Origin of the sequence: Methanocalculus sp. (assembly GCF_029762515.1) — an archaeon.
Classification (GTDB): domain Archaea; phylum Halobacteriota; class Methanomicrobia; order Methanomicrobiales; family Methanocorpusculaceae; genus Methanocalculus.
Genome location: NZ_JARVGN010000013.1, coordinates 1 through 12,475 on the forward strand (window position 1 = coordinate 1; position 12,475 = coordinate 12,475).

Below are 12,475 nucleotides of genomic sequence, written 5' to 3' on the forward strand. Positions count from 1 at the left end.
ATTGAGGATGTCACCGAACTGGATAGTGAGATCCATTCAGCCCGTGAATTGAGAGATCTGGCCCTCAGGGAGGTGAAGGAGCGAAAGCGGGCAGAAAGCGAGCTCAGGAAGAGCGAGAGGAGCTATCATGCCATATATGATCAGTCTCCGATTGGAATTGAGCTTTATACAGCAGAGGGGAGACTCTCTCATGCCAATCCCGCCTGCCTGAATCTCTTTGGGATCGAGACCGTTGATGAAATCCAGGGTTTTTCTCTCTTTGATGACCCGAATGTCGGAGAAGAGGATAAAGAGCGGCTTCGTGCAGGAGAATCCGTTCGGTACCAGGTTCTTTTTGATTTTGAGAAGGTCAAAGCCAACAGCCTCTATAGAACCAGCCGGAGTGGAACAATCTGGCTGGATGTGCTGATCACCCCGATGCAGGATCCAGAGGAGGGCATAACAGGATACCTTGTCCAGATTATGGACATCAGCGAGCGAAAGGATGCTGAAGAGGCACTTGAGCTGAGCAGGAACCGGTACCGCTCCCTGGTTGCAAATGTTCCCGGTGTCATCTACCGGTGCCTGCCTGATGAAGACTGGACAATGATCTACATGAATAGCCGGATCGAGGAGATCAGCGGGCATCCATACACCGACTTCATCAGAAATTCCGTCCGGACATACGAGAGTATCATCCATCCCGATGACAGGAGAGATGTCCGGGAATCGATTAACAGATCACTCTCTGCCAGAGAGCCATGGGATATCCAGTATCGGATCATCCACAGGGACGGGGGCATGCGATGGGTGCAGGAGCGGGGGCGGATTTTTTCTCAGGATAGCGGGATCACGTATCTTGATGGGTTTATTTTTGATATCACCAGCCGGAAGCAGGCAGAGGATGCACTTGAGATCGTGAACAGAAAGCTCCAGCTCCTCTCAGGGATCACCCGCCACGATATCCTGAACCAGATTATGGTCCAGAAAGGTTTCCTCTCCTTTGCTGAAAAAGAGGCAGATGGTGATGAAAAGCTGCTTTCCATGTTGGAGAAGATCCATTGGGCTTCAGATATGATCCAGCGCCAGATTGAGTTTACCCGGATATATGAGAATCTTGGTGCTGAAAAGCCGGCCTGGCTGGATATTAAGGAGATGATCGGGGAGATCGGAGGGGATCAGATCCCGATCCGGCAGAGCTGTGGCAGGTATGAGGTGCTTGCTGATCCGATGATCGAGAAGGTCTTCTCGAACCTGATGGAGAATACCATCCGCTATGCAGAGGGGGCAACCGGGGTAAAAATCCAGTGTGAGGAGCAGGATGATCTGCTGGTGATCACCTGGGAAGATGACGGACCCGGAATCCCGGATGAAAAGAAGGAGAAGATCTTTCGAAGGGGCTATGGCAAAAATACCGGTTTAGGGCTCTTCTTCTCACGTGAGATCCTCTCAATAACCGGCATCTCCATCACCGAGAACGGAGTCTTTGGAGAGGGGGCGAGATTTGAGATCAGGGTGCCGGATGGCATCTGGCGGAGAATAAAAGATGAGACGGGAACAGAGGATCAGGATCAGCCTGAAAGCTGATCATGCCGCCTCATAAACTTCCGAATCGACTCGGATTCCAGCACCCCCTGATCGAGGAGGGTGACGATCTGATCAATTGCCTTCACCTGCTTGATGATCTTCTCCGCAGACTCCCCTCCTTCAAGATCGGCTAATGCCATGATCACTGTGAGCGGGTTTCTGATCTGGTCATTCAGAACCGAGAACTGCACCATATTATCCTCGATCTGGGCATATGCCTTCTTCCATGCCTCCTCAGCCTCCTTTCTCTGCGTAATATCCTGAAACGCTCCATGCACCCCGATGATCCTGCCGTATTCGTTCATAATCGCTTCTCCGGTGGCTCGCACCCATCTCCGCTCTCCAGATGCGGTGATGATCTCCATCTCCTCATCATAGGGACTGCCATTTCGGACGCAATCGCCAAAGACACGTGTTATCTTCTCTTTCCACTCGGGGGCATAGAAGCTGATCCCCTCTTCAATGGAGGGTGAGTAACCCGGCTCCATGCCATGAATCCTCGCCACCTCATCAGACCAGATCACCCTGTTTTCATTGAGATTGACACTCCATCCACCAAAATGCGCCATCCGCCCGGCTGTACTGAGCAGGGCCTCGCTCTCCCGCAGGGCCATCTCCGCCTTTTTGCGTTCGGTGATATCAATAGACGTAGCAAGGATGCGTTTCACCCCACTGATGACCACCGACGACAAACGAACCTGCTCCCAGAAGAATTCTCCACTCACAGAACGGTTAAGCCATTCAAATTCCTGCGGCCCTTCGGATGCGGCCTTCCGGATATATTTCAATGCATCTTCGAAAGAGTAGGGTGAGTCCAGCCAGAAGTCATGTGCTTTTAGTTCTTCAACTGAAGAGCAACCATAACTTTCACAGGCTTTGGGATTCGCATCTATGATCTCGCCGGTATCCCTGTCATGGATAATGATAGAAACGGGGGAGCCCATAAAGAGTGTTTTGAACCGTTTTTCACTCTCACGCAGGGCCTCGACAGCGTCTTTCATTGTGGTGACATTGACAACAAGCCCTACCACCTTCAGGGGAGCGCCTTCCTTATTACGCTCTGTTACCGCTCCGATATCACGGAACCAGAGGTATTCACCCTCGCTGCTCTGGATTCGATATTCGACCTCATATCGTTCTGCTCTCCCCTCCAGGTGATCCCGCATCGCCTCCATCGCCATCTCATGGTCGTCAGGATGCAGGAGTCCTGTGAAGTCGGTATAATGGGAGAACTGATCCGGAGAATAGCCGAGCATCTCTGCTTTCCGTGGGCTGAACGCGACCTCTCCTGTAAGGCAGTCCATCTCCCACCAGGCGATACCACCCGCCTCCATAGCAAGCTCAAGCCGTGCCTGGTTCTGCTCAAGCTCAAGGCGGGCAGTCTTCTCCTCGGTGATATCACGGCAGCCGCCATAGATACGGCTCCTGCCGGTTTCATCATGGATACACCGGGTTTCCGCAGAGAGCCACCTGATGTTACCATCCTTTCTGATGATCCTGAGATCGCATTCCGAGGACTCGCCTTCAGGAAGTGAGAGGATCGAATCTTCAAAGATCTGCCAGTCATCAGGATGGATCATGAAGCCCCAGCACCCTTCAGCAATCACCTCGTCGATCCCATACCCGGTGATCTGCTCAGTAGCACCTGCCATCCAGTCTATCTGGTAGTCACCTCCATCTTCCTTCAGACATGAATAGGCAAAATCCGTGATGATGGTGGATACATACCGGTACCGCTCTTCACTCTTCTTCAGTGCATCTTCGGATCTCTTTCGATCAGTGATATCGATGAATGATCCCATCATGGCGACAGCGGTGCCGGAGGCATCATGAACGATGCCCGCCTGAAGCTGGATGGGAACTGAGGTTCCATTCTCCACAATACCCTCCATCTCTCCGCTATAGTACCCATGCCGCTGGATCATATCAACCACCTGCGCCGCAGCCTCCTCAGATCGCCAGAATGAGACAACATGCCGTCCAATAACCTCATCAGGAGTATCATATCCCCATATCGCAAGGAAGGCAGGATTGACATAGGTGAGAATACCAGAGAGATCAGCAATGGCAACACCATTGATCGAAGATTCGATGGCAGCATTCTTCAGGATGAGTGATTCTTCTGCCCGGTTCCGCTCAATGATCCCGCCGATCATCTCTGCCATGTACTGGCATCGCCTCTTCCCAAGTTCAATAATAAAATCGGGGCGTGGCTTATAGGCATTTGCCTTCTTATGAAGCTCATCAAAGCTGACTTTATACTTCCCGGCAAGCATACGCAGGGTGGCATCATCCTTTGGCGGATTCCCGTACCCGATGTTGACCGCACCAATCACCTCTCCCCCTGCAAAGATCGGGACTGCATAAAGCCTGATCCCTCCGACACATTCGATATCAGTCGGCACTCTGGATTCCATTGCGGTTTTTGCAGATTCATTCCAGCAGTTTTCATGGCAGAGCCATCTCCCTGAGGAGAGCGCCTGCTCTGCATCCTCTACCCCGCAGAGCCTGAAAGCCGCTTCATCGAGGAACCGGCACCAGGATGACTTAAAGACGCCGTATGCATAGTCGCCGTTTGATTCATAGACGGCGAGCGAAGTATCAAGAAGGAGCATAACATCCGTAGCCATCCGGGCGAGATGATCTACCCCGATGCCATCAAGGATGATGCGGCTCGTGTTGAGGAGGGTCACATCCCCATAAACCGGTGGCGATTCACCGGTGGAGGCTTCGGCTGGCGGGAGCTCTTTTTCCACGATCCAGTCGAACTGACGTAGCTTCTCCTCTGCTTCTTTCTGTTCGGTGATATCCCGCCCGGTTCCAACGAGTGCGATGATCTGCCCCTGATCGTCCTGCCACGCCTTCGCCGTCCACGCAATCCAACGCCATCCATATCGTGTTTCTGCCCGCTCTTCATATGAGGTTTCATAAGGAGGTTCAAAGAGCCGGGAAACCGCCGCCGCAACCACTTCCTGATCATCAGGGTGGACAAGCGGCATGTAGTGAGTGCCAAGAATCTCAGCCTCGGTTTTGTCGAAGAGACGGCAGTATGCAGGGTTAGCATAGAGGATTTTTCCCTCATTATCGGTCTTTACAACCAGATCCTGCTGGTTCTCAACAAGCAGCCGGTACTTCTCTTCGCTCTCCTGGAGAGCAGCCTCAGCACGCTGCCGGAAGATCAGCTCGCCCATCAGATTCCCAAGTGTCACCAGTGCAGAGACATCATCGTCCAGGTAATCATCCTCCTTATTGGCAACAGCAATGATAGCGACGATCCGGGAACCATGCTGGATTGGAACACCCAGGTACCGGGAGATCGGAAGATGCCCTTCCGGCAATCCATGTTTTGCAGGATGAGGAGCTGCATAGTCATTGATGATGGTAGGATTGCGGGTCCTGACACACTCACCCCAGACACCGGCAGATTCAATTGGATACTGAATTGGCGTACCTCCGACACGACAACCCTCCATCACATCATGTGACCATGCATGCACCGTCATGACCGATTCATCTTCATTCATGAGCCCGATGAAGGCATAGCCGCTATCGGTCATCCGAAGGCTGGCATTGAGGGCAGAATCCATCAGCTCCCCTTCTGTCGAACCTGCTATCCTGTGGAGTGCAAGGAGCGCCTCTGTCCGCCCGATATGAAGGAGGATCTGCTCTTCTGCCTGCTTTTGTTCCAATGCAGATCCGATCAATTCAGAGGAGAGTTTAAGAAGATGAACATCCTTCTCGGTCCAGTCTTTCGTTCCTCCAACATTATCAAACCCGATAAAACCGGCTAATCCGGATCGAATGTGAAGGGGTAGGACGATCAATGATTCTATCCCCTGCAGCTCCAATATCGCCCTCTCGGCTGCTGCTTCAGGAGGAAGATAATCAAGGGATTGAAGATGGATGCTCTCACCCATTCTCAGCTGTTCCATCCACCAGGGGAAGAGATTGGTCGGATTCTTCTGGAGCGTCTCAATCATCGGGGGAACCCCATCAGCACACCATTCATGCGTATTGCTCATCTCTTCTCCAGAAGGAGCAATCAGAAAAACATATGAGCGGGATGCTCCACAGTATTCACCGATATCACCGAGTGCTTTGTTGATTGCGATATCGACATCAGATTCTGTTACAAAACGTGAAGATATACCGGAGATCATACTCTCAAATGCCAGACGGTGTTGAATCTCCCTTTCCGCCTCCACCCTGCCCGTCACATCCCAGACTGTTGAGATCCACAGATCTTTCCCCGGAACCGGAATATTTCTCGCACTAATATAGGTCGTCTTCTCCCCTTCCCGGGTAATCGGGATATCCTCCCACACCATTCGATCCGGATCGCCGCTGATCGAATCTGATGTCACCCGTTCTCTCAGCTCACTCCGGAAGTGCGGATCTTCATAGACGACATCCCAGAAGGCATCAGGGGCTTTGAGGGCATCTGCCGTTGTCCTGTAGATTCTGAAGAAGTTCTCGTTGAAGTACTCAAAGTTCACTTCTGGATCAACCGAATTCACAGCAACGCCTATCGGGAGATTATCAAGTACAGTTCGGGTATATTCCTCGCTCTCCCGGAGCTGCTGCTGGGTTGCCACCAGCTCATCAAACTGGGATCTGAGCTCCTCTTCAGCACCTGCGAGCTCCTCATTCTTCTGTTGAAGCCTCTCAACATTTCTTACCCGTTCGATATATCGGCCGATCTGCTCTGCAATGATCCTGAGCATGACGGATTCTTCTGTAAGGGGCTCATACTCATCATCAAAGCAGACGGTGATCGTACCACCAGCCTGCTGGTGAATGGGGATCTCACGGACAAGAGAGCAATTCGTCAATGTATAGCCGGTGTCCGTGTAGATGGAATCATCGATTGTGATCCGGACATGAGTCTTCTCCGGGTGCTGGAAACCCTCCGGGATGATCTCAAGGATTTTTCGGAGCACCTCTGTTTCCGTGAGGTTGAAATGCTCGATTGCAGCTGAGATCTGGTATAAGCAGGAGAGTTCCTTGATCCGCTCATGGAGCGCATCCTCTGCCTCCTTTTGAGTGGTTATATCCCTGATGAGAGCAATCACCTCATCATCAGCATAGGGTACAATACGTGCCTCGAAATGGAGCGTTCCGGCAGGAACTGTGAGGGGGTACTCAATCGCCTGCAACTCCCCTGTCTCAAGGGCAAGGCGAATCGCCGCAATAACCCTTCCGCCAATCTCCTCAGATGTCACCTCGGTGACGGTCTTTCCGATCACTTCATCTCGTGGCAGCACAAGCCGCTCATCATCAGGTGTCAGGATATCAAGATACCTCCCCTCGGCATTGCACCGGATCAGGATATCGGGGACTGATGCAAGGATAAGCTGTTGAAGATGTTTGCTTCTGGCAATTGCCTCTTCACGTTTTTTACGTTGTGTTATATCCCTTATCGTCTCAATCGCACCACTATACTCCCCGTTCCGGTTGTACAGCGGGGATACCCTTGCCCAAAGGATGCGATCCTCCCCCTTTGGCTGTGCGTATTTCGTCTCAGCCTCAATCGCATCAGGCATCTCCTTCAGGAGATCATACCGGGATTGAAGCTCAAGATCATCCTTGAAGGCGAGATCGATCAGCATCGGCCGCCGTTCGCCATAGAACGGGATTGCATATGCATAGTCGCCTTTCCCGATCATCTCCGCTACAGGAACGCCCGTCATCTCCTCGATCGCATGGTTCCAGGCGATCACCACCCCTTTCTCATCTATTGCAAAGGTGGCATCAGGGAGGAAGTTGATGATATCTGAGAGCCGGTGCTCGCTCTCAAGGAGATCATCATGGTCTTTCGCCCTATCAGCTTCAGCATTGCGGAGTTCGGTCACATCCTCTCCGGAACTGAGCGTCCCGGCAATGGAACCATATTCATCCCTGAGTATGACATTATGCCATGCGATGATCCGCTCTTCACCTGACCTCGTGATCACCGGATTATCAAAAAACTCAACTGCAGAGACTTCTCCACTGATGATCATTGAATGGACATCCCTCACTTCATCACGCATTTGTTTTGGAATAGCAGTCGCAAACCAGTCTTCTCCGATCAGGTCCTCTTCAGGGATGCCAAGAACCTCTGCCGTCTTCTGGTTAGCAAGCAGTATCGTTCCATCCCTGTCAAGGGCGACGATCATCACACCGGCAATATCCAGGTACGTATCAGCACGTTGCCTCTCGTGTTCAAGAGAGGCGACGAGGCGCCGGTTTGTCTTGAGATTTTGAATCCATTGGTTCAGAAAGTGGGATTTGCGATTGATTTCGCCAAAAAGATTCGGCTCGATGGAATAGGCATTATAGTATATATCAACACCAATAATAAGATGAGGATGGGTCAGGATTACATCGATCAGGATCTCAGGGGAGAACCTGCGGCGATCATATTGGCAGAGCTCGATACACAGGTTATCCGGGATGAAGGCATTCAGAAGGTTCTCGTACTCTATCAGCCGATCTGCTCCGGGCAAATCGCGGAGGGCCCAGGTCATCTCACCAGTTACCCTGAGTGCAGCGTATCCTTCTGCAACTGCGGCATCTGTTGACGCTGACAGCAACCGGATCATCGCCTCGGGATCAAATGATCCACCTTTCAGGCAGGTCTCCTGCAGGGACAGGATCAGAAGCTGTCCGCTTTGAAGATAAGGGGCCGGATCAAGCCCGTCATCACTGAGGTCCCCGGGGATCTGCTCGTTTGTCCCCTCATCCGCGATATAGAGGATCTTCTGGTTGTGTTCAAGGCCGTGCCTGATATATTCAGTGATTACCTCCCGGTGCTCCTCGTCAGACTCATAGATGAAGCAGAGGTGATCTCCCGGCTTGATATCAGTAAGCTGCCGGATTGCAGGGACCAATGAAACATGATGACCCGGAGATGGAGCCGCATCCTGATCGGCTTCTCGTCTCTTCCCGTACGTCCGTGGTTCCCAGCCTCTCTCATCCACCGGTATCAGTCCAGATGAATGATACTTTCCCATGCTTACATAAAGGTATGGATGACTGTTGTTCCCCTTCCGGAGATTATTGGATATGGCATAGCCATCTCAGGAGGAATGAAGGAGAGGATACATCTCGCTGAAGAGTTATTGATCAGCTGACTCTGTCGGCAGACGATCGATATCAGTGAGATGATCGTGTTTTCTCATAAATGACCGGATCGACTCTGATTCAAGCACTCCAAGGTCAAGGAGCGTGATGATCCGATTGATCTCGTCAATCTGCTCAAGAATCTGATCTGCATGAGGTCCGGGCTCCAGATCAACAAGCCCGGATATGACAGACAGGGGGTTTCTAATCTGATCGTTAAGGATCGATAGCCGGTACATATTATCTTCAATCTGGGAAAATGCTTCACTTCTGAGCTCTTCTTCAATTTTTCGCCCGGTAATGTCCGTCAGCACGACAAGAGTGGATGGTGAATCCTCATACTGCATTAATGCGCCCTGGACAAGTACCGTCAGCAGCCTGCCATCTTTTCTCCTGATCCTGAGCTCGTATGGAGAGACCTTCCTCCCCATGCTCCGTTCAGCAAGTTTTTTCCAGAGAATATCGTGGGATTCATCCGGGACAAATGAGAAGATATGATCGCCAATTATCTCCTCAACCGTATATCCAAGCGCAACAGCAGTGGAGGGGTTGATGTACTGAATCCGGCCATCCGGATCATAGAGAATGACATAATCAGGCAGGTGCTCAATGAGCGTCCTGTTGAAGAGCTCGCTATCACGGAGAGCTGTCTCTGCTTCATCTTTCACCCGGGAGAGCACCGTGATGACTCCCGCAACAATCGAGAAGAAAACTACCCTGACTATTGCCTCCTGAAGAAGTGCATGAACGAGGGTGAATGAAGCAAACATCGCAAGGTAGCAGAAGGCAAGAATAATTGAGAAGAGCAGACCACGCCAGCCATAGTAGATGCAGGCGATGATAATCGGAATATAATAAAGATTCTGGATGATGATGAAAAAACCCGATGAAAAGGAGAGGTAGCTTACGAGTATGCAGAAGACTGTGCTCACCAGAAGGGATGGGATTACCCATCCGGGAGTATCAGTCACTCCAAAACCCCATTTTCAACGTGATCCGGTGAGGAGGCGGTCTCCGTAACCGGGTATCCCCGGAAAGAGGAATGTATACCAGAGCCATCAGATCAGAAAGCCCGACATCTATGAGGGAGTCCCGGTCAGCTATCACATAATCATCGCGTGTCAATTCGCTATCAACCCTGTTTCATCAGAAATTCATGTGCTTCAAGCGCCGCTTTTGCACCTTCTCCTGCTGCAATAATAATCTGTTTCCCTCGAATCGAGGTGACATCACCGGCAGCATAGACTCCCTCAACACTGGTATGGCAGTCCTGATCGACGATGATCTCACCCAGCTCATTCATCTGAAGGAATCCATTCAGGAACCCGGTATTTGGGATAAGCCCGATCTCAATGAATATCCCCTCAACCATGATACGCTCCTCATCATTTGTCGATCTGTTCCTGATAGTAATTGAACGGACAAACTTATCTCCGCCGATCCGGGCAACCTCAAAACCGGTATGGATTGTCAGGTTCGAAAGATTAGCCAGCTGGCTCTCGAAGACCGCATCAGCTTTGATGCTGCTCCGGACGATCAGATGAACCTCAGTTGCGATCTTTCCCATCTCAAGAGCAGTCTGCACCGCCGAATTTCCACCACCAACGATAGCTACCGCCTTATCCCGGTAGAGAGGGGCATCACAGGTGGAACAGATAGAAAGCCCCTTCCCCAGATACGTGCTCTCCCCCTCGACACCGAGCATCCGTGAGTGTTTTCCGGAGGCGATCACGATAGTTTTCGCAGTATAGGCAATCCCCGATTCGGTAGAGAGGGAAAAGATCCCATCGTCCTGCTTATGGAGGGTTGAGACACGATCCAGTTCCAGATTGACACTCTGGGATCTGACCTGCTCCTCGAACTTCGCCATCAGATCGGTGCCGGTGATCATCAGGTACCCCATGTAGTTCTCAATAGCCCAGCTCTCATTCGACTGCCCCCCGATATTCTCAGAGATGACGAGGGTCTTCATCATCTTCCGTGCCGCATAGACGGCAGCCGTCAGCCCGGCGGGCCCGGCACCGATGATGATCAGGTCATAGAGACCGCCACCTTCTTCTGCCCCGAAGATCTCATTGAAAGCAGCAGTATCAAAGCCGATGATCACCTCGCCATCAATGACTGTGACCGGCACCCCCCGCTGGCCGGAGACCCGGATCATCTCTTTTGCCGCTTCAATATTCTCCGGGTTCCCGACATCAATGGCGGTATAAAGAATACCCTTCTTACCCAGGTACGCCTTTACCATCGCACAGTATGGACACCGTTCCGTTGAATAAACGATGATCTCGCTCATGGTTTGTGGATAGACGCGGATACCAGTTATTCTTTGCTATGTATCAGCATCCATGCCGGGGGCAGGCACCCCTCCAAGCTCCTGGACGGCAATCTGGTATCCGCCGATCAAGAGAGAGAGGAGGAGCGGGCCGATGATGAATCCCACAAGCCCCATCGTCGCCATACCGCCAAAGAACCCGATAAAGATGACAACCGGATGGATCTCAATCCGTTTGCCCATCATGACAGGCCTGAGATAGATATCAGTGAAGACGCCAAGGAGGGGATATCCGATGAAGATGATCAGAAGCAACGCCTTGAAATCCCGGATTGAGAGGGCATAGAGAGCAAGGAAGAGAAGGATGATAGAAGGTCCAAGGAAGGGAATCAGTGCAAAGAGAGCACAGAGAACCGAATAGAAGAGGATATTGTCGAATCCGAGAATCCAGAAGAACGGAATTGCCAGGAAGAATGTCAGGATGGCAATTGAGAAATGCACGATATAAATCGAGTAGAGTGTATCATAGACGCGTTTCCAGATCACCATGACATTTTTCCGGGAATTTTCGGGGATCATCTTCTGAAAATCGGATTTTAAGCCAGGTCCTGAATAGATGAAGAGGGAGAGTGCGAGGACGAAGAGGAGGAGCTGGATTGCGAGTGTCGGAATAAGGGAGAGATAGACGAAGAGAGCATCTTTAACCGAGAGGAGGACGTTATCGATCATTTCGTCAATACTAAAAACTGAGAACTGGACCGGGAGATCCGGGATTGCTTCAGGCCGAAGACTTCCAAGGACGCTTGAGATGAGAGAGATCAGGTAATCCATATTCTGGTACAACACATTGAAGGTGATGACAATGGCAAGAAAGCCGACCGTGACGACCATAAATGTCAGGAAGAAGGCTGAAAGGGCAGGGCTGATCCGTTTTGAGAGCAATTCCTGGAATGGAATGAGCACAACAGCAACAGAAAGGGCAAGGACAACCACCTGCAACAGCGGAAAAAACGCAAGGAAAGTGATCAGAGCTATCAGTGCAATAATACCAAGCGAGACACGATCAGCCGACTTCCAGTTCAGGCTCATATCACAAGACATTCGGAGGGAGGGTATTTGAAGCTTTGCTGAAAAAGGTTGAGGGTTTTATTCCACTACCTGAAAACTGCCTGCGGGAACCCCACAGATCGGGCATTTTTCCGGAGGAGCTGAGATGAAGACATTGCCGCATACGGGACAGATCTTCACTTCATCTGCCTTCAGATCTGATCCCTTTGTTACGGCCTCAAGTGCTTCTTTATAAAGACCGGCATGCACCTCTTCTGCCTTCATCGCATGGGTGAAGGTGATTTCGGCATCCTTTCTTCCCTCTTCACCGGCACGCTTGATGAACTCCGGGTACATCGTCGTAAATTCATGCGTCTCCCCTTCGATCCCTCCACTCAGGTTATCAGCTGTTGATTTGATCAAACCAGCAACCCTCAGGAGGCGGCGGGCATGGATCTCCTCGGCCTGGGAGGCTGCACGGAA

At 51.3% G+C, this 12,475-nt stretch carries 6 protein-coding genes; 1 reads left to right on the top strand and 5 read right to left on the bottom strand.

Going from position 1 to position 12,475, the window contains the following annotated elements:
- On the top strand, window positions 1-1,566 hold a 1,566-nt coding region (locus QCH34_RS00985; RefSeq protein ID WP_300328603.1), incomplete at its 5' end, for a PAS domain S-box protein.
- On the opposite strand, the gene QCH34_RS00990 is transcribed toward QCH34_RS00985, so the two are convergent.
- The 5 genes from QCH34_RS00990 to QCH34_RS01010 form a co-directional block, all read right to left on the bottom strand.
- Complete coding sequence (locus QCH34_RS00990) at window positions 1,551-8,561, bottom strand: PAS domain S-box protein (protein ID WP_300328606.1); 7,011 nt, start codon at window positions 8,559-8,561, stop codon at window positions 1,551-1,553. The two genes, QCH34_RS00985 and QCH34_RS00990, sit on opposite strands and share 16 nt — an antisense overlap.
- Window positions 8,562-8,666: 105 nt before the next feature.
- Complete coding sequence (locus QCH34_RS00995; RefSeq protein WP_300328609.1) at window positions 8,667-9,641, bottom strand: PAS domain S-box protein; 975 nt, start codon at window positions 9,639-9,641, stop codon at window positions 8,667-8,669.
- Between the two features lie 161 nt (window positions 9,642-9,802).
- A complete protein-coding gene (locus tag QCH34_RS01000) occupies window positions 9,803-10,966 on the bottom strand; it encodes an FAD-dependent oxidoreductase (protein ID WP_300328612.1) in 1,164 nt (387 codons plus the stop codon).
- Between the two features lie 36 nt (window positions 10,967-11,002).
- Window positions 11,003-12,034, bottom strand: a complete 1,032-nt coding sequence (locus tag QCH34_RS01005) for an AI-2E family transporter (RefSeq protein WP_300328615.1) — start codon at window positions 12,032-12,034, stop codon at window positions 11,003-11,005.
- A 57-nt stretch (window positions 12,035-12,091) separates the two neighbouring features.
- Window positions 12,092-12,475, bottom strand: a 384-nt coding sequence (locus QCH34_RS01010) for a rubrerythrin family protein (RefSeq protein ID WP_300328620.1), incomplete at its 5' end; no start/stop codon positions are given.